Source organism: Salinirubellus litoreus (genome assembly GCF_037335815.1).
GTDB lineage: Archaea > Halobacteriota > Halobacteria > Halobacteriales > Haloarculaceae > Salinirubellus > Salinirubellus litoreus.
Genome location: NZ_CP147842.1, coordinates 108683 through 133726 on the forward strand (window position 1 = coordinate 108683; position 25044 = coordinate 133726).

Sequence of the window (25044 nt, forward strand, 5' to 3'; positions counted from 1 at the left end):
ACTTCCCACGCGTAGTTAGTACCATGAGTCAGACGCGGATAGTCATCATGGGCGCAGCGGGCCGGGACTTCCACGACTTCAATACCGTCTTCAGAGGCGACGAGCGTTTCGATGTCGTCGCGTTCACACACACCAGCACACAGAACATCGGCGAACTCGATGAGCTCCCCAACCGCCACTATCCCTCGGAGTTGGCCGGTGAGGACTATCCTGATGGCATCCCGATCCGCGCCGAATCGGACCTCGAGACGATCGTCGACGAGGAAGACGTGGATACGGTCGTGTTCTCCTATTCCGACGTCTCACACGAACACGTGATGCATCAGGCATCGCGTGTACTCGCCGCCGGTGCTGACTTCCGACTGATCGGCCCGGACCGAATGATGCTCCACGCCGAGGTCCCCGTCGTCGCCGTCGACGCAGTTCGAACCGGGTGCGGAAAGTCACAGACGGCGCGGAAGTTCGCCGATCTGCTACGCGAACGGGGGACGGACGTGGCCGTCGTCCGGGAGCCGATGCCGTACGGTGATCTCGTCGCCCAACGGGTCCAACGGTTCGAGTCGATGGACGACCTCGACGAGAGCAACGTGACCATCGAAGAGCGAGAGGAGTACGAGAGTCACATCGAACGTGGTCACGTCGTGTATGCGGGTGTCGACTATGAGGCCATTCTGGACCGCGTCCAAACCGACGCCGAGATCATCGTCTGGGACGGCGGCAACAACGAGCTCCCCTTTTACGTCCCCGATGTCCACGTCGTCGTGGCCGACCCCCACCGTGCCGGGTCCGAACTGCGATACCATCCGGGTGAAACCAACCTCCGGTTAGCGGATTACGTCATCATCAATAAGGAGAACACCGCCGACGTGGCCGGGATTCGCGAAGTCGAAGCAAACGTTCGGCAAACGAATCCGGACGCGGAAATCATTCACGCGAACTCGACGATTACGGCCGACAGGAACGCCATCGCTGGGAAACGCGTTCTCGTCGTCGAAGACGGACCGACGCTCACCCACGGTGACGCACCCTATGGTGCCGGCTTGATTGCCGCCCGGAAATACGGAGCTGCGGAAATCGTCGATCCCGAACCGGCGGCCGTCGGTTCGCTCCAGCGCGTTTTCGAGGAATACGAGCACCTCGATGCGGTGCTCCCGGCGATGGGCTATAGCGACGCACAGATTCGGGATCTGGAAGCGACGATCCGGAACGCAGCACCCGATGTAGTGATCTCGGGGACGCCCCACGATCTCGCGCGACTGATCGACGTAGACAGCCCTATTGTACGGGTTCGCTACGAACTCGAGGAGAAAGACGTCACACTCGACACGGTGCTCGATCGTCACGCTCATGCGTTGAACCTCTAATACCTGTCAAACAGCGATCCTTCGGAATCTATGGATACTGCTCTCAATCGCTTGCGTGCCCGGCTCGAAAACACTCGGGTCTTTGCCTCGTCTCGGAGCAGGCGGCGCTTCTTCGTCCATCTGCTCGCACTCGGACTCGCGTTTGTCGTCGTGACTGTTCTCGTTCAACGTCACTTCGGCTTCCTGACCGATGCGCAGGCTTTGCGCGAGTTCATTCGGGGGTACGGTATCTTGGCGCCCGGCGTACTCATTGTTCTCCAAGCAGTCCAAGTCGTCGCTGCACCGATTCCTGGACAGATCCTTGCAGTTGTCGCCGGCTATCTCTTCGGCGCATGGTGGGGAACGCTCTACAACATGATCGGCATTACCATCGGAAGTACCATCGCGTTCTGGATATCCCGTCGATACGGTCGTGCGTACGTGGAGACCATCGTCCACGAAGAGGCACTTGCTCGGTTCGATACTGTCAGCGACGACTACGGCAAACCCGCGCTATTTTTCTTCTTTCTGGTTCCGGGACTCCCGGACGACGTCATCTGTTTTGCCGGCGGACTCACCAATATCCCACTGTGGCAACTCGTCGTTCTCGCCGCAATCGGACGAGCACCGGCGTTCTTCCTCGTTAACGTCGTCGGTGATCTGCTCGGCACCGATCAGTTCCCAGCCGCGGTGGCGCTCGCCGTCATTCTCGTCGTGATTTCCGCGGTCGGATATCGGAAACGCGACCTGCTCATCCGACTTTTCGGAGGGAATTCGTAACGGGCGACCGTCGCATCAATTCCGTTGACGACCCTGTCTTCATATTGGGGAACCCGTGCCCGTCACGATAGCATGTTACCTTACTTCACTGAGATGAACTCCTCCTCGTCGATGTACTGAAATACATTCGGTCGGTAGCGATTCGTCCTCTCTGACTGAAAGAAGTGCGGTTCATCCACATTACGAGCGTACTGACCGTCCTCGGTTCAGGTGGCGACCAAGACCGGTCTTCCCGCGTTCTGGACGACACGGTCGGTCACGCTCCCGATCTGCTTCCCCTCTGCGTGGGAGTGTCCGTGGTAGCCGAGCACGATCAGGTCGGCGTCAATCTCGTCGGCGTAGTTAATGATCTCCAGATATGGCTTCCCGTGACAACACCGGGTCGTAACCTCAATCCCGAGTTGTTCGCCCCGGTCAGTGATCTCGGAGAGTTCCTGATTGCCCCAGTCTTCAATCTCGTTGGTTTCCAATTCCATGCTACTCAGGGCTGGCTCAGCGTATCGATCGGTATCGACGACGAAGATTGCATGAAGTTCAGCGTCATGCTGTTCGGCCTGTTCAATCGCGTGTGTTGCTGCGCGGTTTGCGTCGGCGCTACCATCGGTCGCGACCAGAATCGTATCGTACATACTGTTTGAGACGCGACGAGTCGCTTTGTAGTCGCTGGCAATTCCCAGATAGTGATAGGAGCCTCGTTCGTTCCAGGGCTACCGGGGCACGTAAGCAAACTGCCGGTGGGCTCACCGATATTCCCCCGAGGCGAACTCGTGATTTTTTTCGTGATTAGGGAGCATCGGCGTTGTCTCTTTTCACGATCGTCGGTCGTCTACTTGAGACCGACTCATTCGCGCATTCGTGGAAAAGCCGTAGAAACCCGTTATAGTCCCAATCCCCCCGATCCCTCCTTGTGTAGCAAAACACTCCTCTCTCATAGTAGCACGTCCCGCCGCTCCACCGAGAACGCAGAGTGGCTCCCCCGAACTCCCGGATAGATATTAAGATATACTCCCCGACTGGTTGGATAGCGATATCCTCCTCTCGGCTCATCCCGGCTCTTTGCTCGTGTCGAGATGGACCGTCAAAACTGGTACATCAACGGTACGGACGACCCGTTCCGTCGTACTACCCAGGAGTGTGTGCTCAAGGCCAGTCCGGCCATGCGTTCCAATAACCACGAGATCGACATCGTTTTCGTCGATGTATTCACGAATGATCTCGTGTGGAACGCCGAGCCGAATCGCCTCAGTCGCGGGAATATCCTTCTCCTCCGCTTGGTCCAGAACCGGAGTGGTCGGCCTCTTGCCCGATTGATCGAGCAACTGGATGACCTCGTCACGGTCCATTTCCGTGCTGATAGGACTCATTCGGACATCGACTACATAGAGAGCATGTAGCGTCGCGTCATATCTACTCGCGATATCAACTGCATGTTCGGCAGCCGCGTTCGCCCCCTCGCTACCGTCCGTCGGCACGAGAATTGTTTTGTACATTTGTCTCGGTCTTGGCTACCGGGACAATAGTCTATAAGACATTCCCACACGGTGACAGGCCAGTGACTTTTGGCTCGTATATCTCTCCACGAGTGATACGGGTCGAACGATTCCGGCAGTGCACTGTTTGGTTTTGAGTGAACACATGCAGGTGGGATTCCAGGAGAATAGGAACTGCCAGTCGGAACTAACCCGACATAGAGCATAGTTTTTAGATATGAGCGAAGCCTTCGCTACGAGTCGCACGATTCTAGAGGAGCCGGCGACGAGCGTCCGTGTCGGAGTGTTGAGTTTCCATAATAGCAAAGAAACCAAGGCGATTTGTAATGCGGTGCGGGCGCTCGGGCACCAGCCAGTCTGGCTTCGCGAAGAGAACACCCGTACCTGGATGGAAAACGGGACGCTCCATTTCGACCCAGACGTCGATATCGTCGCGAACAGACTCCTGACGACGAAGGCCTCGCAACCGCTCGATGACCTCGGTGTGGCGACGAGCTATGCCGCCGCCCGTCCCGTCCTGAACACGCCCGAAACCGTCATGCGGGCGATGCACAAGTACGGCGCGGCGGCTACCCTCGCTGCAGCGGGCCTCCCGGTTCCGGACGCCTACATGGCCTTCGCTCATCAGACCATCAATAACGACGATCATCCCGTCGACGGCCCGACTGTTCACAAGCCCGCTATCGGGACGAACGGCGACCGGATGGAACTCGTGGACGTGAACGAGGCCGTCTCTCCACAGATCGCCCGACGACGGGCGTTCCTCCAGCAGTTCCTCGATACCGACGCCGAACGACCGTTCGATGTTCGCGTCTACGTCGTCGACGATTACATCGTGGGCGCGATGAAACGGTACGCGCCAGCCGATAAATGGCGGACCAACGTCGCGCTCGGCGGTGATGTCGAAGGGATCTCAGACGACCTTCCCGAGGATGCCGCCCGCCTCGCGACAGAGGCGACGACCGTTCTCGATCTCGACTACGCGGGCGTCGATCTGCTGCGGCGTGACGACACGTGGTACGTCCTCGAAGTGAACGCGACAGCCGGGTTCAAGGGCTTTTTCGAAGCGACGGGCGTAAGTCCTGCACCATACATCGCCCGGCTCGCGATCGAGCGGGCGGAGGGACGCGTCGAGTCAGAGCGGGTCGCGGAGCTCGCCACAAGACTCGACGACTCCGTGCCCGACTGCAAACCCTCGATCGATTCGAAGCCAGAGAGTCCGGAGACGGTCGGCTACACCGAGCACGTGGCCGTGAGCGGGGGACGGAAGATCGAATACGCGGTGGCCAAGTCGGACACGGGAGCCCAGCGAACGAGCATCGACATCGATCTCGCCGCGGCCATTGGGGCGGGTCCGATCGTCGACACGACTCGCGTGAAATCCGGCACGCGGAACGGGAGACAGAAGCGCCCACTCGTGGACCTCGAGGTCAAGCTCGGCAATCGGTGGCACTCCACGACGGCCAGTATCGAGGACAGAAGCCACATGAGCTATCCCGTGCTTCTGGGACGGGACGTCCTGCGAGGCTACCACGTGGATATCGAACAACGGGTGGCCGAAGAATGACGCCCGAGTACTACCCTGCATCCCCTGTCACGCGACCCTCCTGGAGGTGATCCCCCATGGAACACGTCGAATACGCCTACACGAGCGGCATGGACGATTCGGAGATCGAAGAGTACAGACAGCCGAGACGGGCGTCCTCGCCCTCTCCGGCGACGGCGACGCGTATGCGATTCCCCTCGCCCACTACTACGACGGAGACGGCCTGTATTTCCGTCTCGGCGTGACTGAGGGAAGCACGAAACGGGAATTCTGGGAGACGACCGAGACAGCCTGTTACGTCCTGTACGGAACCGAGCCAACCGACGACCCGCGTGGACTGGATTCCTGGAGCATCATGGTCACTGGCCAGCTCGTCGAACTCCCCGAGACGGAACACGAACGGTTCGATACCGCCGAGATCAATCGCCACTTCTCGCCGATCCGGGTCTTCGATGAAGCCATCGACGAAATCGATATCACGATCGTCGAGATCGAGATCGAGACGATAACCGGCCGGCACACACCGGCACAATAACACCGCCAGGAGAGATTGGCATGGAGTCCACAGTCGAGCCGTTCGAGTACGACGGTGGGGTCGTCGCCCCGGGTGAAAGCGAGAAACTCCGGTTTGCGATCAGCGAAACGTATCTCGGGGATCCGGTGCGGATCCCAGTGACGATCGTCAACGGCGCCGAACCGGGCCCCACGTGCTTTCTCAGTGCGGCCATCCACGGCGATGAACTTCAACGGCATAGAGGTCGTCAGAGAAGGGGTCGACGGGTGGGATCACGACGATATTCACGGCTGTGTCGTCGGCCTGCCCGTGCTAAACGTCCCCGGATTCATCACTCAGGAACGGTATCTACCAATCTACGAACGGGATCTCAACCGGGCATTTCCGGGCAAGGAAGAGAGTACGAGCGCCTACCGGATCGCCCACCGCATCTACACGAATTTTTCTAGCCCCGTGCGATTTCGGGATCGATTTCCACACCTCGACGCGTGGCCGGACGAATATGTTCCACGTGCGAGCCGACATGGAGAACGAGACAGTCGCGCGACTGGCCCACGCGTTCGGGTCGCACGTGATAATCGCAGGTGAGGATTCTCTATGAACAGGACGCCGAAGCCGCCCAGGAGATCATCTGCCACGAGTCGATCGAGACCACCCACCAATCCTACCGCGAGCAGAACGTCATCGAGCGGCGAGATCGACTGGAACGGGCACTTGACGAGTAGTGCCAGCACTCCGCGTCAGCGCGTCCAGCTGGAGTTACCCCACGTGGCGCACGCTCTCCTTCTTCGTGGGGTAACTCCAGAATTTCAGAGAGGACGTCGTTACAGTTGGCTCGCTGGACCTTACTCATCAGACAAGATCTGTTTGAGTTCGAACTCCTCGTCACCTCCAACCGCGTCGGCGACATCACAGACGAACTGGAGCGCCTGAGTCTCTGCCTCGAGGGTGGCGATTCGATCTTCTCGCTCCCGAATTCTGGTTCTAAGCGTTCCCACGAAGTGAGCACTTGGCTCGTCGCCCAGAGAGTGCACCGATAGTGCTAGCTCCGGCAGTCGTTCGTCGGGGCGGGGAATCCGTCCTGCATCGAGTTCCAGTTGGACCCGTTGGACGTGCTTACACGGCGTCGGAGTCTCTGGGTTCTGATGGTCGGGACACGTACACGTCTCGTCCAGCAGATCGACTTCGTACGTGTTGCCCGACGCCGAGTCGACCTCGTAGCACCCTCCTCGATGAAGTGGTGCGACGTCCATATCGTCCTCTCGCGCTCGCTTGGAGCGGGTGTCATCCCGAAGTTGTTGTTCGTCCTCACTATCCGGAATCGTCGATGAATCGGTCACGGCCATTCTGAAGCACCAGTGTCGAAGGATGGGATCGATCGATCCCTCCACCCAATTCGGATCGATAAAATCGTATCACGACGTTCAATAATCTGCTCAGTTTTCTGGGAGAATATCCCCGAGAGACGCACCGACGCCCATAACGATACCGATCAACAGGGTTTGACTCCCCGCGACCATCGGTTCGCTCCACGAAACGCGGCCCCAGACTGTCATCAACCCAACAGCCATCACCCCCGCGATACTGATGATGCCAACCGGTCGTAACGGAAGGATCCCAAAGATCCGGTCTTCGACGACCCGTTCGAACTCACCGGCGTGTAGCACACCGAAAACGAGAGCTACTCCCAGTAGGGCTGTCAGGAAGAGAAACGGTGGACGAGCCGAAAGGAACCGTCCAATTTCGAGTGCGCCGTCCTCGACTATCATCGGCATCCCGAAGACGAAACTTCCGACCAGCGCTTCCCCGGCATCACGGGGGCCGAATTGGTCCTGGAATCGACCGATCACTCCCTGCGGGCGAACGTGTCGAGCGGTTCGCATCGTTTCCCGCACCTGCTCTAACTCCTCCTCTCTATCCACGATCGCCTCTAACTCCGCCAGTTTGGTCAACACGTCGTCGATATTCGCTTCCCTATCGGTCTGTCGTTCGTGGACCGTGCCATTAGCACGTACTGATTGCACCCCGACTTATGATTCCCAGTCGTCGTGGATGTCGACGACTGCCGCATGGACGGGTGGAGAATCACGCAGAGGATCGTGAAAACGAGACGAGAGAGCTCCCGGACTATTCCGCTTTATCCATTCCTCCCTTTTTTCACATGTATGCTTGATCCCACTCGCGAGGCGAGAACAAGTGATACCGCGGCCAAAATCACCAAGCTGTACGGTGATGGCCATGCCATCAAGGTAGCGATAGACGGTCCCTCCACCGTTACGACAGTCGTGAGTGGTGCTGTGATTCCCCCGAGTACGCCAGCTCGAAGTCCGGCGGCACCTGGGCTGGTCGAACGTTTTGCAGCGATAACTCCCGCGATGACTGCTCCAAAAATCATGATACCACCTGCAATGTCGGCCTCGGAATCCGGGAGCCAGTTCACGAGAACTGTGACGGGTAGTGAAACGAGTGCGCCAATAATCGCGAATCGCCACGCCGATGGGACGATATCAGAGCGGAGGAGTTCCGACATGTACGATCCTCACCCCCGATGAGATTTCAATCGCCCGATGAGATTTCAATCGGTCGGACAGTTCTACGGAAATTTCAGTATCCTATACCGATTGATACGCTTGTTTCGGTCGACGTATCGATGGAACTGGACGGCGATGGCTCGACAACAACAGCATTACATTCGAGATGGATGGTGTACTTGTTGAATCAAGGGTCATACAGCATGACTGGGTGGCCACAGAATCGAGCTGATTGGTGTCCGTTTCACCAGCCCGCTGAACGGACCGACACGTTTCCTACTTGACGCCCGAGCGACGAGGGACGTATCCTTTTACTGCGTGATCAGGTCGGTCAGTTTCTCGCTGCCGTGGGGTGTGAGTGTCGTACGTGGTCACCTATGGCTGGAGGTACGGCTTCGGATCGACCGGCGCGAACATGGGAGCGGTATCCAGGAAATATTTGAGACTCGGGAGGTGAGAGGCGCCGAAGACGAGGAGGACGCGCTCGTTTCCCTCGGGAATCGCGTTCCAGAGATTGGAGACGATCCGCAGATTTCGTTGATACCAGGCGGTCAGGACCTTCATCGGAGCGAACGACCCCGGATCACTCGCACCGATCGCTCCGGAGAAGAGAATCTCGTCGTTCGTCCGGGCCCGATCCAGACGGTTGAGGTGACGATAGAATTCGGGTAAGGCCTGTTCATCGAGCATCTGTTGTTCCTCTCGGAATTGGACACGGACGTCCGGAAGCGGGTAGTCGACCGCGGACGGATCGGGAAGCAACGAATTGAGCGGAGCGAGCCGTTGTCGTTCTGCCTCGGTGAGCAGCGCGGCGAGGCTCTGGGGATAGTCGACCGACGCCATGCGCTCTTGGTCGAGTTTCGCCGCCAGCCGACAGCCGATCTGGACGATCTCGTCCGCCGGTTCGATGTCGTCGGGAAGGGCATCCAGAGCGTCATCGCGGTACGCCGCATAGGCTTGATCGACGGCCGGTTGCCGGTCGTATGGGAATTCGACGGCGATTCGATCGGGCTCCCACTCGATCAACCGGTCTGTGAGGGTCTCGAGCTCTTGTTGGCGCTGCTCGCCGAGGACGTCCCCGGCGTCGTGGACCATCAGGTTTCCGCCGGCCCCAGCCTCGGAGATGGCGAGATGGATCGTCCCGAGGAGCATGACCTGCCGCTGGTTCGAGCCCGGGTTCGACCACCCTTCCGAACCCGACTGAGATTGGAATCCGGCTCCGATGCATCCGGCGATCCCGAGAGTCGCTCCGAGCGCACCCAGTCCGAGGAATCGGCGTCGCTCCACGTCGGCGTTCGAACGAGACGTCGTCATAGGTCCCACTCGAGTTTCTGTTCTGAAAAAATAACTTCTGGCTCAAACAGCCATTTGAGAACGACTCATCGGGTTTCTTATTCGGCGTCGCCGAGCCGGATGATACCGGAGGATGTCCCGGTCGAGATTTCGCCCCCTCGGTGCAATGAGTCGGGCCGCCTTCCTCGCGAGCGGGCTGTGGTTTGCTATCGACCTCGTGGCCCAGGTCGGGGGTGCGGTCGTCTTCGAGCCCGTCGTCGGGAACTACCTCGTCGGGAGTCTCGTCGGCGTCATGCTCGGGTTTCCGATTGCCGCGTGGGCCGTCGTTCGGTACGGCCAGCGACACGGCGTCACTCCCGGTGACTGGGGATACGACCGAACGCCGCGTGCGCTTCTGTCTGGTTTCATAGTCGGTGGGGGACTCGTCATTCTCAACCTCACGGTGGTCGTCACCGTTACTGAGGCGATCTTTGGGCAACCCGAACAGATCAGTGGCCTCCTGATCGAGGGACTTGCAGGTGGACTGCCGGTGGTCGTCCTCTTCCTCCTCGCGCACGGTCTCGTCGCTCCGATCACCGAAGAACTCGCCTTTCGGGGTGTCGTCCAGACAGCCCTCACGAGAGAGCAGGGTCCCCTGGTTGGTGTCCTCGGCGCGGCGACGCTCTTCTCGCTCAAACATATTCTCGTCGATGGGTCGCTCGAACGGGTGCTCCCCGTGGTCGTCCTCGCGCTGATTCTCGGCATCGTCAGGGAGCGATGGGGGACCGGGGCGAGCACGGTCACCCACGCGACCGTGAACGTCGTCCAGGGATCGCTCGTACTGATAGCGTTCCTCTGATCTCGTTCGGGGCCGTTCGAGACGAATCTGCCCGAAGCGCTGCGCGCCCTCGTGACCTGACGTGCCTCATCCAGCAACGCTGGCGATGTCGAGTGCTTCACGATAGTTCGCGACTGCGAGTAGCGCGTACCCGCCGACGAACAGCGCCCATTCCCGACGGGTCAACGACCAGTCACGGGGGGACTGGACTCTCTCGAAGGGCTCCTTCCACCGTGGTCCCGACGTCTGATGCCAGATCATGACACCTCTGGTGGCGACGACGATCGCGATGACAGCCGTGAGCTCCATCGGCCCGCTCCGCTCGACGAGTACCGAGAGCGACGGCGTGATACGAGCGCCACTTCCGAGCGCCAGCGAGCCCGTCCCCCATACCACGCCGTATCGAGGCGCCTGGATGACCTGGAGTACGTATCCGAGCGGCGTGTTCACCGATCGGAAGGTGTTTGCCCCGATCGCGATCAGAGACACACCCACGTTCCACGCGAACAGAGAGAGGAACTCCCGAGTGACGCTCCCGGCATACTCGCCCGTCGCTCCCGGATTCGCTCCCCGCAGGAGTCCCTGCGGCAGGAGAGAGTAACCCCCGACCCAGGCGACGGTGAAGAGTATCGCGACGATCACCCACAACGAAACGAACCGGATCAGGACGTCGTCGTGGTTGACGTAGCGTCCCACGATCCTCGAGAGCTTGGAGAGCGTGTCGGTAATCCATTCGTTCATGCTGGTGATGGCCGGGCGACACTTCTCAATTTATCGGAACTATTTACCCAAATCTAGCCAATTCGCCAACAATGAACGCACGTGGTTCGTGGCTCATTAGTATCGGGGTCGGTGCTTTCCTGGGCTATCTCTTTGGTGTACAGCGAGGAGACTTGTGGATTGGCGGTGTTCTGGCAGTTGTTTCGGCGATAGCGGGATATGGGATTCTCGCGTATCCCGAATACCGAACGAGGTGGTCTGCGCCTGAGGGATATTCCAGATTCTGGTACAGTCTCATTGGCGGGTTAGGTCCCATAATAATGCTCATCACGCCAAATAGTATGCTTCTCTCCGACGAACTTCCAGTCGTGGTCTTCTTGGGTTGTCTCTGGCTTGGCGGCGTATCTGCCGGGATAGCGCTTGCTCGTGAATCTCCTGTGCCCACCGATAACTAACCAGGTCCGACCTACCAGTCGATGCAACGAACGTCGGGGGACCGATCCCTTGTGATCGGTCTACGACGCCCTTGATGTACTGCTAACCTGGATCCCTTCGAATCTACCGACCCTCCCGTATCCATCCAAGTGAATTCTTCGACCGGAAGATATGCGTGTTCAGACCGTGACGAGGCGACTATGGCCGACGTGCTCCGCAAGTTCAGAACCCGTCTCCTCGCCTGGGACTGGGATGCGTGGAACCACGCCCGCCGAGCGGTGATACTAACACCTATTCTTATTCTCGCCGGCGGAGCAGCGAGCGTCATCCTCCAGATCGAGCTCGCACACCGCGGATACACCGTCGGGCCCGACGGGGTCGTGACACTCCTCTTCATCATGGCATCGTTGGTTATTGGGTATGTCGTGCTCGCACTTCTGGATTGACGACATTCACGAGGATGGCCGGTAGGAACGTCGGGCGACACGTCTCACGTCTTCATGTTGATTTGCCGATAACGTGAGTGGCTCGGGCTGTTACCCCCTGTGCGACACCACGATGGAGATCATCGATCGCTGACAAGGGATGCCAAGAGGGTACTAATCCCGTTTGAGCGTCTCGAGGATTTATACCCCGGCCAGGTGTGGTTGTGAGTGATGGCCCTCCAGCTCATCGACGCGATTACCGATGGAACCAGACGAGTGCTGACTCGAACCGGCGGCCTCCTGTTGGTGCTTCTGCTCGCCCAGCAGCTGTTGGTCGTCACGTCGATCAACACGCTGCTAGCAGCCGAAATTCCGCCCGAGGCAGCCGACGTGATCGGCCTCACGATACCGGTCTCGGGGACCGTTGCGGGCGCCATCCTGCTCGGGACGTTCGTCTTCAGTGGTGTCTACTTCGTGGTCCTCTCCCGCGCGTTCGCTCGCCCGCTGCCACAGCTCTCTTCGTTCCCAACGGAGCTGTATACCCGACGGGTCGGTCGAGCCACGCTCTCGACGCTCGTCGGCGGCATCGTCGTGTTCGTTGCCGTCATGATCGGGTTCGCCTTCCTGTTCCTGCCAGGAGTGTTCCTCGCGGCGTGCTTCCTGTTCTTCATTTTCGCCGTCGGTGTGGAGGACCGGGGCGTGCTCGGCGCACTCAAGCGGAGCTGGGGCCTCTCGAAGGGCAATCGGCTTCGACTCGTCGCGATCGTCCTCATCTCCGGCATCGTCGGTGCGTTCGTCGGCGCCATCCCAGCTCTCTTCCAGCTGGCCGGCGCCTCCGCGCTCGGCGACGTCGCGTCCGTGCTCCTCAACAGCGTCCTGTTCACGTTCGTCTACGGCATTACGGCGGCAGCGTACCTGCAGCTCGCTGACGGAGAGGGTGGTCTCGGTGGTCCCAGGTCGTCCGCGAGCACGAGCACCGGCCCCAATCCCGAGATATAGCTCGATCCCGACGACTGGTCACTCCTGCAGGTAGCACAGACGAGCCCTCGCCGAGGATAGTTTCTTGGATCTCGCTCGTACACGCAGACACCTCTGCGAGCAGGAGAGAACCGGAATGCCGACCGCGTTTGAGGATCGGTCAGAAGACCGGCCGAAGGCCGAATCGTCCGATAGCTCGATCGAGTCCGAGTCTCAATACCGCTTCTACGAGTGTGACCGTCAGAACGAACCCAAGGAGGATGGGCCAGACGGTGAGGTACGACGAGAGTGGATGAAGGTGCGTACCGTAGAGCCACTGATATACCGTCTCCCCTAGAACCCAGAGCGTCGCGAGTGGTGCGGAGACGAGCGAGAGACGGCCGAACAGATAGAGGGGAACGGCCGCTGTGAGAAACATCCCGACCAGGGCGTACCCGAAACCGACGACGACGATGAGGCTATTTCCAGAAGAGAAATACACGCCGGCCGAGAACAGCCACGAGAGCACGACGATCGTATATAGACCACCTCCGAGAGCAGCAACGGTGCGTGCGTCACGGAGACTGATGGAGGGAAGGACCATACGGACGGTATCTGATTTCGGTGTTAGTCAATCGGTCGGTGCCTCTCCAGCTCTGAGTGATTGTCGAATGACATCACTAGTTGTTACGGTGAGGCCGGCAGAGACGATAGAGCCTCTACTCATACTGAGGTTTCTTCAAACAGTCGACGGTCGACTTCCCACCCAACCCCCAGACTGCCGAGGACAGCGAGGACACCGAGCCACGGGAGGAGCGCGTGGTCCATGAGTGACAACGGAATCCCGACGGCGAACAATCCCCACTGCAGCGACTTGCGCTGTTCACCACCCTTGTAATGAGTGACAACCGACGGGAGGAGCATTAGCCCGGCAAGTACCCCGCAGACGAAACTCGTTTGAAAGGAGGTCGTGCCGATGGTCAGTGTTGGGAAGCGGGTGGCTACGATAGCTCCTCCGGCGACGAGTGCGAGAAACATCGTGAGGCGGACGACCGATGAATCGAGGGAGGGCATCGCGTCTAGATGACGCTCCGAACGTGAATAAACACTGTGTCGAGTCAAACTGTCCTTTAAAGGGTGGTCGAATCTTCATTCACTCTTGATTCTGCGTGTGGGTAGCGGTGGAAGGTATCCTCTCCGTACTCGGCGCAGTCATGTTCCTCAATCCGATGACGTACTATGTCGTCGCTCTCTCCCTCATTCAACGAATTCGAGAAGAGCAATCTCCAGATCATTCGATTGACCGTACTGACGTAGGGGAGGGTGGCGAGAGGCCGACTTCCTCGAAATCTGTCGCCGATGGAGAGCGACTTCGCAATCCATTAACCGCGCTGACGGCTTGGTCCTTGTATGTCCTCTCTTATCAAGTCGGTTTCATTGCTTCCTCTCGGACTTGGCGCGCTGATCGGCGTATTCGCGATCGTTCTCGTTTTGCTGGAACAGTATGAGCCCTCGCCGCTCACGACGTTCGCGATCGTCCTGCTGACGCTCGTCATCGCCACTCAGGGGCTGAAACCGTTCGGTGAAACCGTCGGATACCAGATCCTGCAGGCGCTCGTCTTCGCGTTTGTTGGCGTGGCAGAAGTCGCCACTGGCGAGCTCAATACGCTCGCCGTGGTCTTCATCCTCGTCGGATGCGCTGGTTTCCTCTACTATGGATCTCAGGCGAGACGACGAGGTGTCTGGGAATCGGTCAGTAGCTGAGGCGGTGAACGTACCGACTGTGGGTTCCACGGCGTCATGCAACAGATCACTTTTTTCGTCCAAATTTCCTAAACCGGTCAATCCAGAGAACTTCGCTATCGGTTCTGTTGAACTCTATCGGTTAGACACGACTGCAAGTGCAATACCCTAAACGCAGGTATGCATCATGCTATTCGAAAAGACATATCCATCTAACCAGTAACCGCGAAGATATGCCCTCTAGACGAACGGTTCTCGGTACACTCGGTTCTGGTGCCACATTTGCGATTGCAGGGTGCCTTGACTCTCCGGAACGCGTGGAAGGGTACATTCAGCTCAAGTCGATCATTGGCCTCACCAGGAGGTCTGGGGACACTGAACAAACATCTATTCTTCGTGTCACTGCTAGCTACGAGCCGAACAGCGCTCCACCGGAACTCGGACCCCTCGACGAGGACTGGGCAGATCGGTTTCCGGTTCTTAGAGCCCCGGTCGTCTCCGATGCACTACACAACGCGTTCACCGACCAGTTCGATACCGTACGCTATGTGGTCGGAACCACCAGCCCGCAGTGGGCCGAGGACGGCGAGTCACTCGGGAGCTTCAACGTCGCAACGACACGAACGAACTTCAACCGAGTGCAGGTCCACAACGAGGTAACCACTTCCTCGGACGGAACGTTCCTTGAGATTCACTCCGTTGATGGACTATGGGATTTCGATTCAAACAACTGATAGAGACAGCAGACACACGCCACACTCAGTCGAACTCTATGACTTCACAAGACCAATCTGCTGGTCGTACGATGTTCTCATATGCCCCGTGACACGATCGTCTCGTGGGGGACCTTTGCCCTCTTCATTCTCTTTCCTCCACTGGCTATCATTGCCATCGTCCTCTTTCCCCTCACACTGATTGTGCTCTTCTGGCTCTATTATCGTGGTAAGAGCGAGGCCAAACTGGGCCGTACTCCATCAGAATCGAGTCCGTCACCTACCGATACGTAGGTGGGTGTGCTGACGCTACCGGAAAAGCATATACTGTCCTCATTTCAACAGTACCGCATGCCCGTCCTTGCGCTCAAGCAAACAGAACTGCAGATACTTCGGGTCCTTTTCGTGATACCCGTCCTCCTCGGGATCGCGAGCAGGGCACTATCTGGTGGGTCTCTACTGGACTCTGTCGTTGGCGGAGGGGTGCTTGGGGGATTATCGGCTCTGTTGAAATCCTATTCTTCAGACACATTGTCGTCTGAAACAGCCGGTCGCTGAAGAGTGCTTACCGCTCACGATACCATTCGGACACGTACAGACAGACCCCCAGAACGACACCACCGAACGTCAGGGCTCCTGCAATTTTTGAACTGAAGGAATTGCCAGCGGAGAGTTGCCATCCAATAACAATGGCCGCCACAAACAGACTCAAAGCCCAATCAGTTGATGTAAGAGAGCTATCTAATTCCATGATCTCGAATTCAGTTCCCGCTGTTAAGTGAGTTTGGTATACTGACCACCCCCGGCCAGAATGTATCACTTCCTAAGGATTTCAACAGAGCAGGATTATCGTTCATTCCGTTGGCGCTCATCTACTTCGTGTACCTGTTCGGCAAGCGACGTTCGGTGATACCAGCCTAACTCGACGCCGGTGATTTCACAGTGTCCTTCCAAAAAGCGGAAACTCAACCGAGGACGTAGCGTTGATACCGTCGCTGTGAATACCAGTAGGAAAGGAGCGGAATCCCGACGGGAAGGCAGAGATACATTCCGGGCCCACCGACGAGGATGCGCGTTACAGTGGTTCGAGGAGAAAGCCCACGACTTCAGTCGTGGGATGAATCCGACAATTCCGTAACAACTATGTTGGTCTGCCCTGTCGGTTGTGGTACCGAGTCCGAGGTAAGGATATGCACGCCATCGGGCGGTAGATGAAGCCCGCTATCTCGGTCGGGGGCCGTACTGGCTCGGCCCACAACCCACCCGTGCGGTGCGACGAGTTGGGAACCTCCCGAAGTCGGGGCACGGTCTGTGACCGTGGAACCCCACGACTTCAGTCGTGGGAGGAAGTCAGCACGAGATTGCCAGTGAGACCGAACCACGTGATTCCGAGTCCGATGATCGTTCCCACGATCACGACGAACGAGTACCCCATGAGTACGAGCATCGACGGGGCGACGGTCTCTGCCCCCCATAGTTCACGTTCCTCGTAGATGGGATACGTACAACCGAGTCCGACGACGATCGCCCCGGCGATCCAACACTACTGATCGACTACTCTTGGGGTATCCGTGCCTACCGGTTCGCCAACGCGGCGCCGATAGCGATACCAGCGCCCATCCCAATAGCGATACCCAATGCAAGATTGTCCATCGCGACTCCGAGTGCAACGCCGATACCGGCCCCAATCGCAATACCCACACCGATCATCTGCCCATCCACACTGTCGCCCGCTTCGTCTGAACTCATTAGCACCGATGACGTAGAGAGCTGTGAAATACTACCCTCTGCACAGCCCAGAAACGGAACGTCCCTCCGAGAGAGCTGTCTCTCCCCGTGATTTATTTCGTGAAGACGAGTAGCCAGCACCATGCCCTCCAAGTACAGACGTGGTCTCGACATTACGACCGACAGCCTCGACGTGTTCAGACAGCATACGAGCCTCGCGGTACTCCCCGCCCTGAGCCTGCTCGCTGTGGGAAGTGCGTTAGCCGTCCTCGCCGCCGTCGCGTTCCGATTCGGCATCGTCGACTCGCTGTTCACCAACGACCTCTACAAGTACGGAGCGCTGTTCTGCGCGTTTGCGATCTCCTCAAGCGTTGCGACGTTCTTCAATGCCGCCGTCGTCCACTGTGCGTCGCGGGTCTTCGACGGCGAGCAGACGTCAGTCCGAGACGGGCTCACTGCCGCGTGGCGCGTCCGGCGGCAGATTGCGCTCTGGGCGGTCGTCGCGGCGACCCTCGGCACTGTGCTCTACATCCTCGACGAGAAGTTCGGTGCGATCGGCAGCCTCGCACGATTCGTGTTCGATCTCGCGTGGGCGCTCCTGACGTACTTCATCGTCCCCGTCATCGTTCTGGACCAGGAGACGGGGATTCGGGGACAGCTTCGCCGAAGCGGATCCCTCTTCAAGGACACGTGGGGTGAGAGCGTGTCCGCGACGCTGGGAGTCAGTCTCATCTTCCTCATCGCAGCCCTCCCCGGCCTCGTGCTCTTGGCCGTCGGCTACTTCGTGCTCCACGGACCCATCGCAGCGGGCGCCCTCGTCGTCGGTGGGCTCATCGTCGTCGCCGCAATTGTTGGTTCTCAGACCGTTACGGCTATCGTCAGGACGGCGCTGTATCGCTACGCGACGGCGGGCGAGCGCGTCGGGCCGTTCGAATCGCGAGAGCCCGGTTCCGTCTTCCCCGAGAAGTGACGGTGCCGATGTATGATCGGGGAGCGCCGGAAGATCCCGTGATCATCGACCGGTGGTCCGGCGGCATCGGGTGGCTCGCATACCCCCATGAAACCGGGATGCGAGCAAGTCACGCGTTCGTCGGAGACGACGGCGGTGTCTGGGTCGTCGACCCGCTGGACGCCCCAGACATCGACGACGAACTCGAGACGTTCGGTGAGGTGGCGGGCGTCGTCGTCCTCTCGAACTACCACGCCCGCGATGCCGATACCTTCGCTGCCCGCCACGACGTTCCGGTCTTCCTCCCCCAGTGGCTCTCTCGTGTAGCCGAGCAAATCGAGAGTCCCTCCGAGTACGTGGTCGAGAATATCGGAACCTCTGGATTCGAGATCCGTCGTTGTGCGCCGTTTCCGGGGTGGGATGAGGCCATCGCGTACCGCGAAGCTGACGGAACGCTGTACGTCCCGGACGTGCTGGGAACAGCACCGTTGTTCACTGTCGGAGAGGAGCGACTGGGGACGTACCTCCTGTGTCGTCTCTTTCCACCCCGTGGCGTGTTCGAAGATGTCTCACCCGAACGCATTCTCGTCGGGCATGGAACCGGACTGTTCGAGAACGCACCGACTGCCCTCACAGACGCACTCGCTGGGGCGCGACGGCGGTTTCCCGCAGCACTCCTGCAGAACGGCTGGGGACAAATTCGGGCGCTAACAGCGGCACTTGGGAGTGGTCGATGATCGAAGTTCGATGGCTGGGCTGTGAAATCCCCGCCACATTCCGATTACCCTGCTCAATGAATAACGAGACGAAAAGGTTGCCAGAGTGGGTGGTTTTTGACGACCACTCCGGTTTCGTTCGTAATGCCCTCCATTCTCTCGGTTGCGATCGGGAGCTTCGTCGGATTGTGGCTCGGAATGGGCGTTCTCTGCTTGCCGATACTGGTGAGTTCGAGCTGTCGACGACTCTTCGACTCGGGGCCGTTCGACCACATCGCCTTCAACTACGTCGGAGGAATGGGTGTCTTCACCTTCATCCACGTTGTCCTCATCTTCGCTGGTGCTCTCGTGAACTACGTCGTACGGGTGCAGATCAGTTGGTGGTTTCTTGGAGTAACACTCGTTCTCGCTGGCGGCGGGTGGATAATCGGAAGTATTGTAGTTCCGCGATACGGCTGGTGGCAACCGACTGAATCTGGCTTGGACGGTCGAATCGTCCTCGCCGTAGTGGCAATCTGGTACGAGGTCTGCACGCTGATCCTTGCCGCTCTCTTCGCGTTCGCGTGGTTTCTAGCGTATTATCCAGGATAAGGAGAGTCGTGAAGCCGATATATTCCGCTGACAACGCAAGATACAGCCGGCTTCAATCCAATTGGGGAGTATGGGACGTTCGGATTCGGACATCCAGTCGGACGGAGATGAGAATGACGATGCGCAGATTAACAGACCACTCGACCGCCTCATCAATTTCCTTGCGACATATCTCCCGTAGAGCTGTCTCTTACGGATAGTACAGGTCGGGTGCCTCGTCGCTTCTCTCAATGAGGCACACTCGACAAGATATATCACTCATGTAGAATTAGACAAATTAATGCGTTGGTCCCCGCTTGCTCGCAAAGAAGCCCGAACAGTCGCGACCTCCAAGGGCGTCTGGCTGCTCGCCGTCCTCCTCGTCCTCTGGGGCTATCGGCCCAGCTACGTCGGCTGGGATGGCCTCGGGTCGAATATAACCGCCGGATACGTCCAGGTCGCGGGAACAGTGCTCCTCCCGCTCGGCGTTCTCCTCCTGAGTTACCAGTCGATCGTCGGTAAACGAACCTCCGGGAGCGTCAAGTTCGTTCTCGGACTCCCCTTGACGAGGACTGATGTGCTCCTCGGAAAAGTCGTCGGACGGACGGCTGGTATCGCAGGGCCCGTCTCCGTCGCCTTTCTCGTCATAGCTGGAATCGGACTGGTCGACCACGGACTCTTCGATCCGCTCCCCTTCCTCGGAACCGTGTTCGTGACGCTCCTCTACGTCGGTGTGCTCGTCTCGATGGCAGTCTCCATCTCTGCCGTCGTCAGTCGAACGGTGACGGCCGCCGGGGCCGTCTTCGCGGGAGTCTTCCTCCCGTTCGTCCTGTTCTGGACACGAATCAGTACGACTGTGTTCACGCAGATGACCGGGGTTCCCGTCAACCCCTTCGAACCGCCGGCTTCGGGTCCACTGTTCTTCCTGCTTCGGCTCTCCCCGGCGGGTGCGTATCACGTCGTCTCGAACTGGGTGCTCGGAGTCGGCAACTCCGCGAACATGTACAGCCACGTCCTCACGAAACTCCAGCCCCAGACGTCGACGAATGCGTACGTCGTCGAGGCGACGTTCCCTCCCGGTACGGCCCCGGTCTACCTCCACGAGGCCGTCGGGTTCCTCGTGCTCCTTGCCTGGCTAGTCGTCCCACTAGGACTCGCCCGATACCGCTTTACGCGAGGTGATGTGGTGTGAGCGACGTCGCGATCCTGACCGAGGCGCTGACGAAGCAGTACGGGTCGATGGCTGCTGTCGAAGACCTCGACCTCACGATCGAGCGTGACGAGATCTACGGCTTCCTCGGCCCCAACGGAGCTGGAAAGTCCACGACGATCGGTATCCTCATGGACTACATCCGACCCACCGATGGCCGTGTCCGCGTCCTCGGCCGTGATCCACGGACGGACGTCGTCGACGTCCACGATCGGCTGGGCATTCTACCCGATCGATACAGCCTCTATGACGGCCTCACCGCGCGTCGACACCTGGAGTTCATCATCGACACGAAACGGGCCGGTGATAGCCCCGAGACGCTCCTCGATCGAGTCGGACTGGAGGACGCGGTCGACCAGTCCGTGGCAACGTTTTCACAAGGGATGGAGCAGCGACTGGCGCTCGCGATGGCGCTCGTCGGCGAACCGGAACTACTCGTCCTCGACGAACCGTTCACCGGGCTCGACCCACACGGCGTCCGGACCGTCCGGGAAATCGTCCACGAGGAGAACGAACGTGGGGCCGCCGTGTTCTTCTCCAGTCACGTGCTCGGGCAGGTGGAACTCGTCTGCGATCGGATCGGCATTCTTCACGAGGGGCGGCTCGTCGCTGAGGGCTCTATCGAGGAACTCAGTACCGAAACGGACGTCGGCCCAGACGGGACGGTTGAGGAGATATTCGTCTCGGTGACGGGCGGACACGCTCCTGTAGAGGAAATCACGGAGGTCGACCGATGAGGCGACGGACGCTGCTCGGCGCTGCCGCCGCGTCGATGGCGAGCCTCTCGGGCTGTCTGGGGGCGACCGAGTACACTGTTACGGACGTTCGGGTGGGTCAGTCGTCAGCTCCCGTCGGACTAGACGTCAGTATCATGGAGCCTGACGCTGTCATCGAGCACCCGGCAGGGCTCGAATTCGCGGTCACTAACCAGGGAGACGCCCCTATACGGGTACGGAACACGGGTATCTGGCCGTTCGGACTGCTGGAACTCGTACCGTCGCTCGATATCGAAGAGGCTGGGGGGACGCTCCTTTGGACGAGTCGATACGAGGAGAGTCAGTACGTCGATGCAACGAGTCGCAGTAACTACGGCACGGAGGACACGCCGCTGGTCCACACACTCGAACCAAGTGGAACTGCCAGCGAGACGTACGAACTTCACGGTGACGACATCCGTGGGGCGGGAACCAGGTACGTCCGGGGCGAGTTCGAGCCTCCGATCCTCGAATATTCGACCCAAGAATCCGAGGCCTGGCAGTCGTTTCTGCCGGAGGTCACGGTCACGCTCGAGAAGACTGACCTCCTCTGAGCGGTTTCACTGGCTCTAATGAGCTCTTCAACGGCGATGATTTGTGGGGACCGTGTTGAATACACCGCGTGATTCGGTCAATAATTTATATTCTCGGCTGAAGGTTTGAGCATGGCCAGTCCCTCCATCCGTTTTGTCCTTTGCCTCATAATCGGCCTGTTCACAGGAAGTGCTCTTGGAATACTGTTCGTCCCGGATCCTACAGGAATAACCGCATTCGGCCTTGCAGCAGTGTGTACTACAGGTATTACCGGCTATCTTTACCAAAGTAACTGGCTACGTGGCTAGCTGAGCGATACACCCACTGTCTGCAGCACGCTGTGCCCCTCACCTGATGAACATTTTAGCAGCACGGGTTCACCCTATCTGACCCGAGAAATGTAACACTTTCAAGCGCTGGTCCCATGATCGAGGCGGTCAATTCGGTCACCAAGCGCGACGTTCACCGATAGCGGATTCGGTATACGCCGCCGTGACGGCTCCATCGCGTGAATCTCGGCGTATCTATCGAGCGCTTCGGCAACCATGGACGCACTGACCCGCTCGGCGGCATACTCGTCGGCGGTCCGTATCCCACGACGGGAGGCCCAGAAGCCGACGAGAAGCACCCCGAACGATGCGCCGAGGAGGAGCCACTGTGGACCCATACCGGTTACTGAGGCAATCAGGGCGACCCCGGCGACGAGCACTGTACTCACCCGTATTTCGAACACGTTCGAACGAAGCCGGCCCGCCTCGATCGCCAGCAGGGCCGTCGCGATCTCGTCGTCGAAAGCGTTCAGGAACGTACTCGTGACGAACAGCCGTCGGTACCCGGGAGGACCACGGACGAGCGTGTTGGCCGTCTCCTCGTCGTCGGTGTCGAGTACAAGCACATCTCGAACGTCGAGACCAGCGTGGGTGCGGAGCGTCGAGAGTCGCTCGGCCGACTCACCGGTCGGTTTACTCGTCTCACGCAGGAGGGGAACGATCCACGGGGAGACGTAGAGGATGATGACTCCCACGAGGGCCAGACCGACCGTGAACCAGAACGGTGAGGCGCCAAACGAGACGACCGTCAGGGGTGCGATTAGCACCGCAACCACCCCACTCAATCCGATGACATAGCGGGCCATTTTCGCAAGCGCAGACCGTGTCGACACTTCGATGTCGCGAGCTTCCCGAACACCACGCACTGTGGGTGCATAAGCAGCGATCCAGACGAGTCCCGCAGCGAGGAATTCAACGAAGTTGGTGAGGACTGCGTAGAGGACGTCCGGAACGCCCGGGTTACTCCCCACGAGCGCGGGACCGAACCCAAGCAGTGCGAGGAGACCGTAGGCGAGGAGCGTCACCGGAAACAGCACCACGGCATACAGGAGACGATACTTCCCGACGGGATTCGACAGTCGACGGACGATAGCATTCCCGACCGCCCCGACGATCGCTCCGAGGAGGACGAGTCCGAAGAGCGCGGCGACGGCTGGTCCGAGCTGGGGCGAGGACGCTTGGAGGGGGACCATACGCACACGATTCTGTGAGAATGACAAAGTCGTGTCGAACTCCGGAGAGATGATAGCGGATCGTACCTTCGAGGATGTAGCTTCGTAATGACGAAGAGGCGTTCACGAGGATTTTGAAACATGAGGCTGTCCGGCAGTACAATTTTTGTCTCTCCACGGATTGCGCCAGGTATGAAGCAGTCGCAGTTCCTCTACCTCGGACTCCTCGATCTGCTCCTCATTGCAGGTCTCGCAGCCGTTTTTGGGCCAGCTGTACTGGTCTCGAGTCCGATCGTTCTGATGGGACTCGCTGGTCTCGGTGCGATCCTGGCTGGAACCGTCTCAGCACTGTCACTGGGCCCGATTACACTGTCGTGGCGCCACCTCGTCGGCCTGTCGTACGTGACGTTCGCACTCATGTGGCCGGTTACCTACGCACCGGAAATCGTCGCAGGGACCGCCTCCGGTCAGGATCTCTTTTTATTCGTGGTGGCAACGGTTGGAGCCTTCTCACTGGCGTTTTATGGCGTCGACATCGCGCGAGGTGGGCGCCATTTCTCCGTCCAACAGAACGTCGAACGAGTTATCGGGTTGTAGCATCGTTCCAGTCGTTGCATCACCTGCGTCCAAACGGGTCCGATCTCAGTCGTCCATTCGATTCGAGTAACGGGTACCATCGACGAGGGCAATACAGAAGCGGGAGGCGAGAGCAGGCGTACGTATGCCCTCCAGACGCCATGTATTGAGTAGTCTCCTCGTCGGAACGCTTCATGCGGGCTGTCTCCTCCTCGTCGCCCTCGATCTCGGCTACTCGGTCGGTCCGTCGAACTACTCGGTGCTCGGACTGAGCTGGCGCTACGGCGGCCTCGTCGTCGTCGCAGCGGTCCCTGTCTGGCTCGTGCTTCGATACCGGCTCGTCGCCCCGCTGGTAGCGCTCATAGTGACGACCGGCTACGTCCTCGGGATGGAGCTGACGCCACCGGGTCCGACCTTCCGAGACGTCGCCGAACTCGAACGACTGGCCGAACCGACCGGGATCATCGTCGTCGAGAACGGCCTGTACATCGTTCGCTACATGATCAACGCATCGGTCTGGACCGTGGGCTTCCTGTTCGTCGGGCTGCTCGAATACGCCACCAGAACACGCTGGGAACGGCTCCCGGATGTGTCCAGACCGATCTCGTGGCTATCGATTCCTGCCCACAAACGTCGAGCAGCGGGTATCGCCGCGATCGGTGGCCTGTTGCACGCCACGGTGATGGTGTGGTTCGCGTATCGACTCGGGGTAACGATGTCCAGTGGGTTCGAGGTGCTGCTGTACCTGTACGGGGCGGTCGGGATGTGGCTACTCGCCGCAATCCCGCTCTATCTGCTCGTTCGCCATCGATTGCTCGCACCGGCGACCCTGCTGACCATGTTCGTCCTCAGGGACGTTCAGGCGGAGTTCGCGGCGAATCCGGATGACCCCCACGCGTTCTATATCGGCGCGTGGTTCGTCTTCCTCGGCCTCGTCCTCGTCGTGGGAGGGATCGAATACGTACTCCGTCGAATCGGCGGCTATCAGCGGTTGGGCTCACTGACGTGATTCGGAGTGAAAGATAGCAGCTCTCACGACTCGCCAACAACGAGACAGCTCTGTGTAGTGGACGTAGTGATCTCCCCGAGAACTCTCGAAGGAGGTGTCAGAGGAGGGTTCACATGGAGCTCCACACAGTGAAGTCGGGGCCCCAAGACTGACCCACGCGACCGTACCACGGGACACAAGACCCATTAG

General features: G+C 59.1%; 31 protein-coding genes and 1 pseudogene. 21 read left to right on the forward strand and 11 right to left on the reverse strand.

Annotated elements, in window-relative coordinates; genetic code table 11:
- Positions 1 to 23: 23 nt before the first annotated feature.
- A complete protein-coding gene (locus WDJ58_RS23375) occupies positions 24 to 1364 on the forward strand; it encodes a cyclic 2,3-diphosphoglycerate synthase (protein ID WP_338918005.1) in 1341 nt (446 codons plus the stop codon).
- A 30-nt stretch (positions 1365 to 1394) separates the two neighbouring features.
- Positions 1395 to 2123, forward strand: coding sequence for a TVP38/TMEM64 family protein (locus WDJ58_RS23380; protein WP_338918006.1), 729 nt, complete (start codon positions 1395 to 1397; stop codon positions 2121 to 2123).
- A 206-nt stretch (positions 2124 to 2329) separates the two neighbouring features.
- Here WDJ58_RS23380 and WDJ58_RS23385 read toward each other — a convergent pair whose 3' ends face one another.
- Together WDJ58_RS23385 and WDJ58_RS23390 are read right to left on the reverse strand one after the other, a co-directional pair.
- Complete coding sequence (locus tag WDJ58_RS23385; RefSeq protein ID WP_338918007.1) at positions 2330 to 2752, reverse strand: universal stress protein; 423 nt, start codon at positions 2750 to 2752, stop codon at positions 2330 to 2332.
- 414 nt (positions 2753 to 3166) lie between these two features.
- Positions 3167 to 3613 carry a universal stress protein gene (locus WDJ58_RS23390; protein WP_338918008.1) on the reverse strand — a complete coding sequence of 149 codons (447 nt, stop codon included), beginning with the start codon at positions 3611 to 3613 and terminating at the stop codon, positions 3167 to 3169.
- Between the two features lie 217 nt (positions 3614 to 3830).
- Here WDJ58_RS23390 and WDJ58_RS23395 point away from each other — a divergent pair, with 217 nt between their 5' ends.
- The 4 genes and pseudogenes from WDJ58_RS23395 (at position 3831) to WDJ58_RS23410 (ending at position 6398) form a co-directional block, all read left to right on the forward strand.
- On the forward strand, positions 3831 to 5180 hold the full coding sequence (locus WDJ58_RS23395) for a RimK/LysX family protein (protein WP_338918009.1): 1350 nt from the start codon (positions 3831 to 3833) through the stop codon (positions 5178 to 5180).
- Between the two features lie 46 nt (positions 5181 to 5226).
- The gene (locus tag WDJ58_RS23400; protein WP_338918010.1) at positions 5227 to 5694 is read left to right on the forward strand and encodes a pyridoxamine 5'-phosphate oxidase family protein; all 468 of its coding nucleotides are present in this window, start codon (positions 5227 to 5229) and stop codon (positions 5692 to 5694) included.
- 20 nt (positions 5695 to 5714) lie between these two features.
- Positions 5715 to 6262 (forward strand): annotated as a pseudogene (locus WDJ58_RS23405) (succinylglutamate desuccinylase/aspartoacylase family protein); the annotation flags it as partial.
- Positions 6258 to 6398, forward strand: coding sequence for a hypothetical protein (locus WDJ58_RS23410; RefSeq protein ID WP_338918011.1), 141 nt, complete (start codon positions 6258 to 6260; stop codon positions 6396 to 6398). The pseudogene WDJ58_RS23405 and the gene WDJ58_RS23410, both read left to right, overlap by 5 nt.
- 120 nt (positions 6399 to 6518) lie before the next feature.
- Here the strand turns inward: WDJ58_RS23410 and WDJ58_RS23415 are convergent, their stop codons facing one another.
- The 4 genes from WDJ58_RS23415 to WDJ58_RS23430 form a co-directional block, all read right to left on the reverse strand.
- Complete coding sequence (locus WDJ58_RS23415; RefSeq protein ID WP_338918013.1) at positions 6519 to 7019, reverse strand: hypothetical protein; 501 nt, start codon at positions 7017 to 7019, stop codon at positions 6519 to 6521.
- Between the two features lie 90 nt (positions 7020 to 7109).
- Positions 7110 to 7628, reverse strand: coding sequence for a hypothetical protein (locus WDJ58_RS23420; RefSeq protein WP_338918389.1), 519 nt, complete (start codon positions 7626 to 7628; stop codon positions 7110 to 7112).
- A 182-nt stretch (positions 7629 to 7810) separates the two neighbouring features.
- Positions 7811 to 8203 (reverse strand): DUF5518 domain-containing protein, encoded by a 393-nt coding sequence (locus tag WDJ58_RS23425; protein WP_338918015.1) that lies wholly within the window; start codon positions 8201 to 8203, stop codon positions 7811 to 7813.
- A 376-nt stretch (positions 8204 to 8579) separates the two neighbouring features.
- Complete coding sequence (locus WDJ58_RS23430) at positions 8580 to 9518, reverse strand: DUF5694 domain-containing protein (RefSeq protein WP_338918016.1); 939 nt, start codon at positions 9516 to 9518, stop codon at positions 8580 to 8582.
- A 145-nt stretch (positions 9519 to 9663) separates the two neighbouring features.
- On the opposite strand from WDJ58_RS23430, the gene WDJ58_RS23435 reads away from it, so the two are divergent.
- On the forward strand, positions 9664 to 10335 hold the full coding sequence (locus tag WDJ58_RS23435; RefSeq protein WP_338918017.1) for a CPBP family intramembrane glutamic endopeptidase: 672 nt from the start codon (positions 9664 to 9666) through the stop codon (positions 10333 to 10335).
- 66 nt (positions 10336 to 10401) lie between these two features.
- Here the strand turns inward: WDJ58_RS23435 and WDJ58_RS23440 are convergent, their stop codons facing one another.
- The gene (locus WDJ58_RS23440; protein WP_338918018.1) at positions 10402 to 10956 is read right to left on the reverse strand and encodes a hypothetical protein; all 555 of its coding nucleotides are present in this window, start codon (positions 10954 to 10956) and stop codon (positions 10402 to 10404) included.
- A 170-nt stretch (positions 10957 to 11126) separates the two neighbouring features.
- Here WDJ58_RS23440 and WDJ58_RS23445 point away from each other — a divergent pair, with 170 nt between their 5' ends.
- The 3 genes from WDJ58_RS23445 (at position 11127) to WDJ58_RS23455 (ending at position 12893) form a co-directional block, all read left to right on the forward strand.
- Positions 11127 to 11489: a hypothetical protein gene (locus WDJ58_RS23445; RefSeq protein ID WP_338918019.1), complete on the forward strand. Its 363-nt coding sequence runs from the start codon at positions 11127 to 11129 to the stop codon at positions 11487 to 11489.
- Between the two features lie 180 nt (positions 11490 to 11669).
- Positions 11670 to 11915, forward strand: coding sequence for a hypothetical protein (locus WDJ58_RS23450; protein WP_338918020.1), 246 nt, complete (start codon positions 11670 to 11672; stop codon positions 11913 to 11915).
- A 210-nt stretch (positions 11916 to 12125) separates the two neighbouring features.
- Entirely contained in the window at positions 12126 to 12893 is a 768-nt protein-coding gene (locus WDJ58_RS23455) for a hypothetical protein (protein WP_338918021.1), read from the forward strand.
- 139 nt (positions 12894 to 13032) lie between these two features.
- Here WDJ58_RS23455 and WDJ58_RS23460 read toward each other — a convergent pair whose 3' ends face one another.
- Together WDJ58_RS23460 and WDJ58_RS23465 are read right to left on the reverse strand one after the other, a co-directional pair.
- Positions 13033 to 13455, reverse strand: coding sequence for a hypothetical protein (locus WDJ58_RS23460; RefSeq protein ID WP_338918022.1), 423 nt, complete (start codon positions 13453 to 13455; stop codon positions 13033 to 13035).
- A gap of 119 nt (positions 13456 to 13574) precedes the next feature.
- Entirely contained in the window at positions 13575 to 13925 is a 351-nt protein-coding gene (locus WDJ58_RS23465) for a hypothetical protein (protein ID WP_338918023.1), read from the reverse strand.
- Positions 13926 to 14261: 336 nt separating this feature from the next.
- On the opposite strand from WDJ58_RS23465, the gene WDJ58_RS23470 reads away from it, so the two are divergent.
- The 3 genes from WDJ58_RS23470 to WDJ58_RS23480 all read left to right on the forward strand — a co-directional run bounded on the left by WDJ58_RS23470 (position 14262) and on the right by WDJ58_RS23480 (position 15601).
- The gene (locus WDJ58_RS23470; RefSeq protein ID WP_338918024.1) at positions 14262 to 14615 is read left to right on the forward strand and encodes a hypothetical protein; all 354 of its coding nucleotides are present in this window, start codon (positions 14262 to 14264) and stop codon (positions 14613 to 14615) included.
- Positions 14616 to 14827: 212 nt separating this feature from the next.
- A complete protein-coding gene (locus WDJ58_RS23475) occupies positions 14828 to 15328 on the forward strand; it encodes a hypothetical protein (protein ID WP_338918025.1) in 501 nt (166 codons plus the stop codon).
- An 81-nt stretch (positions 15329 to 15409) separates the two neighbouring features.
- Complete coding sequence (locus WDJ58_RS23480; protein WP_338918026.1) at positions 15410 to 15601, forward strand: hypothetical protein; 192 nt, start codon at positions 15410 to 15412, stop codon at positions 15599 to 15601.
- Positions 15602 to 16882: 1281 nt separating this feature from the next.
- Here the strand turns inward: WDJ58_RS23480 and WDJ58_RS23485 are convergent.
- Positions 16883 to 17056, reverse strand: a complete 174-nt coding sequence (locus WDJ58_RS23485; RefSeq protein ID WP_338918027.1) for a hypothetical protein — start codon at positions 17054 to 17056, stop codon at positions 16883 to 16885.
- 121 nt (positions 17057 to 17177) lie between these two features.
- On the opposite strand from WDJ58_RS23485, the gene WDJ58_RS23490 reads away from it, so the two are divergent.
- The 6 genes from WDJ58_RS23490 to WDJ58_RS23515 all read left to right on the forward strand — a co-directional run bounded on the left by WDJ58_RS23490 (position 17178) and on the right by WDJ58_RS23515 (position 21789).
- Positions 17178 to 18005 carry a DUF6159 family protein gene (locus tag WDJ58_RS23490; protein WP_338918028.1) on the forward strand — a complete coding sequence of 276 codons (828 nt, stop codon included), beginning with the start codon at positions 17178 to 17180 and terminating at the stop codon, positions 18003 to 18005.
- A gap of 2 nt (positions 18006 to 18007) precedes the next feature.
- Complete coding sequence (locus tag WDJ58_RS23495; protein WP_380661793.1) at positions 18008 to 18721, forward strand: hypothetical protein; 714 nt, start codon at positions 18008 to 18010, stop codon at positions 18719 to 18721.
- 123 nt (positions 18722 to 18844) lie between these two features.
- A complete protein-coding gene (locus WDJ58_RS23500; RefSeq protein ID WP_338918030.1) occupies positions 18845 to 19291 on the forward strand; it encodes a hypothetical protein in 447 nt (148 codons plus the stop codon).
- Positions 19292 to 19571: 280 nt separating this feature from the next.
- Entirely contained in the window at positions 19572 to 20462 is an 891-nt protein-coding gene (locus tag WDJ58_RS23505) for an ABC transporter permease subunit (RefSeq protein ID WP_338918031.1), read from the forward strand.
- Entirely contained in the window at positions 20459 to 21217 is a 759-nt protein-coding gene (locus WDJ58_RS23510) for an ABC transporter ATP-binding protein (protein ID WP_338918032.1), read from the forward strand. Before WDJ58_RS23505 ends, WDJ58_RS23510 begins: the two co-directional genes overlap by 4 nt.
- A complete protein-coding gene (locus tag WDJ58_RS23515; RefSeq protein WP_338918033.1) occupies positions 21214 to 21789 on the forward strand; it encodes a hypothetical protein in 576 nt (191 codons plus the stop codon). The genes WDJ58_RS23510 and WDJ58_RS23515 overlap by 4 nt, the downstream gene beginning before the upstream one ends.
- 389 nt (positions 21790 to 22178) lie before the next feature.
- On the opposite strand, the gene WDJ58_RS23520 is transcribed toward WDJ58_RS23515, so the two are convergent.
- Entirely contained in the window at positions 22179 to 23291 is a 1113-nt protein-coding gene (locus tag WDJ58_RS23520; protein WP_338918034.1) for a peptidase, read from the reverse strand.
- 171 nt (positions 23292 to 23462) lie between these two features.
- Between WDJ58_RS23520 and WDJ58_RS23525 the strand changes: the two genes are divergently transcribed.
- Both WDJ58_RS23525 and WDJ58_RS23530 read left to right on the forward strand, forming a co-directional pair.
- Entirely contained in the window at positions 23463 to 23867 is a 405-nt protein-coding gene (locus tag WDJ58_RS23525) for a hypothetical protein (RefSeq protein WP_338918035.1), read from the forward strand.
- Between the two features lie 124 nt (positions 23868 to 23991).
- The gene (locus tag WDJ58_RS23530) at positions 23992 to 24855 is read left to right on the forward strand and encodes a hypothetical protein (protein ID WP_338918036.1); all 864 of its coding nucleotides are present in this window, start codon (positions 23992 to 23994) and stop codon (positions 24853 to 24855) included.
- The last annotated feature ends 189 nt before the right edge of the window (positions 24856 to 25044 follow it).

Excerpts from the sequence above, each read along its gene's own strand:
- WDJ58_RS23435 (WP_338918017.1), top strand. The coding sequence starts at position 9,664 with ATGAGTCGGGCCGCCTTCCTCGCGAGCGGGCTGTGGTTTGCTATCGAC.
- WDJ58_RS23485 (WP_338918027.1), bottom strand. The coding sequence starts at position 17,056 with ATGAGTTCAGACGAAGCGGGCGACAGTGTGGATGGGCAGATGATCGGT.
- WDJ58_RS23475 (WP_338918025.1), top strand. The coding sequence starts at position 14,828 with ATGCCCTCTAGACGAACGGTTCTCGGTACACTCGGTTCTGGTGCCACA.
- WDJ58_RS23460 (WP_338918022.1), bottom strand. The coding sequence starts at position 13,455 with ATGGTCCTTCCCTCCATCAGTCTCCGTGACGCACGCACCGTTGCTGCT.
- WDJ58_RS23505 (WP_338918031.1), top strand. The coding sequence starts at position 19,572 with ATGCGTTGGTCCCCGCTTGCTCGCAAAGAAGCCCGAACAGTCGCGACC.
- WDJ58_RS23390 (WP_338918008.1), bottom strand. The coding sequence starts at position 3,613 with ATGTACAAAACAATTCTCGTGCCGACGGACGGTAGCGAGGGGGCGAAC.
- WDJ58_RS23430 (WP_338918016.1), bottom strand. The coding sequence starts at position 9,518 with ATGACGACGTCTCGTTCGAACGCCGACGTGGAGCGACGCCGATTCCTC.
- WDJ58_RS23375 (WP_338918005.1), top strand. The coding sequence starts at position 24 with ATGAGTCAGACGCGGATAGTCATCATGGGCGCAGCGGGCCGGGACTTC.
- WDJ58_RS23425 (WP_338918015.1), bottom strand. The coding sequence starts at position 8,203 with ATGTCGGAACTCCTCCGCTCTGATATCGTCCCATCGGCGTGGCGATTC.
- WDJ58_RS23500 (WP_338918030.1), top strand. The coding sequence starts at position 18,845 with ATGCCCTCCATTCTCTCGGTTGCGATCGGGAGCTTCGTCGGATTGTGG.
- WDJ58_RS23380 (WP_338918006.1), top strand. The coding sequence starts at position 1,395 with ATGGATACTGCTCTCAATCGCTTGCGTGCCCGGCTCGAAAACACTCGG.
- WDJ58_RS23470 (WP_338918024.1), top strand. The coding sequence starts at position 14,262 with ATGTCCTCTCTTATCAAGTCGGTTTCATTGCTTCCTCTCGGACTTGGC.
- WDJ58_RS23465 (WP_338918023.1), bottom strand. The coding sequence starts at position 13,925 with ATGCCCTCCCTCGATTCATCGGTCGTCCGCCTCACGATGTTTCTCGCA.
- WDJ58_RS23520 (WP_338918034.1), bottom strand. The coding sequence starts at position 23,291 with ATGGTCCCCCTCCAAGCGTCCTCGCCCCAGCTCGGACCAGCCGTCGCC.
- WDJ58_RS23445 (WP_338918019.1), top strand. The coding sequence starts at position 11,127 with ATGAACGCACGTGGTTCGTGGCTCATTAGTATCGGGGTCGGTGCTTTC.
- WDJ58_RS23525 (WP_338918035.1), top strand. The coding sequence starts at position 23,463 with ATGAAGCAGTCGCAGTTCCTCTACCTCGGACTCCTCGATCTGCTCCTC.
- WDJ58_RS23455 (WP_338918021.1), top strand. The coding sequence starts at position 12,126 with ATGGCCCTCCAGCTCATCGACGCGATTACCGATGGAACCAGACGAGTG.
- WDJ58_RS23480 (WP_338918026.1), top strand. The coding sequence starts at position 15,410 with ATGCCCCGTGACACGATCGTCTCGTGGGGGACCTTTGCCCTCTTCATT.
- WDJ58_RS23515 (WP_338918033.1), top strand. The coding sequence starts at position 21,214 with ATGAGGCGACGGACGCTGCTCGGCGCTGCCGCCGCGTCGATGGCGAGC.
- WDJ58_RS23385 (WP_338918007.1), bottom strand. The coding sequence starts at position 2,752 with ATGTACGATACGATTCTGGTCGCGACCGATGGTAGCGCCGACGCAAAC.
- WDJ58_RS23530 (WP_338918036.1), top strand. The coding sequence starts at position 23,992 with ATGCCCTCCAGACGCCATGTATTGAGTAGTCTCCTCGTCGGAACGCTT.
- WDJ58_RS23395 (WP_338918009.1), top strand. The coding sequence starts at position 3,831 with ATGAGCGAAGCCTTCGCTACGAGTCGCACGATTCTAGAGGAGCCGGCG.
- WDJ58_RS23490 (WP_338918028.1), top strand. The coding sequence starts at position 17,178 with ATGCCCTCCAAGTACAGACGTGGTCTCGACATTACGACCGACAGCCTC.
- WDJ58_RS23415 (WP_338918013.1), bottom strand. The coding sequence starts at position 7,019 with ATGGCCGTGACCGATTCATCGACGATTCCGGATAGTGAGGACGAACAA.
- WDJ58_RS23450 (WP_338918020.1), top strand. The coding sequence starts at position 11,670 with ATGGCCGACGTGCTCCGCAAGTTCAGAACCCGTCTCCTCGCCTGGGAC.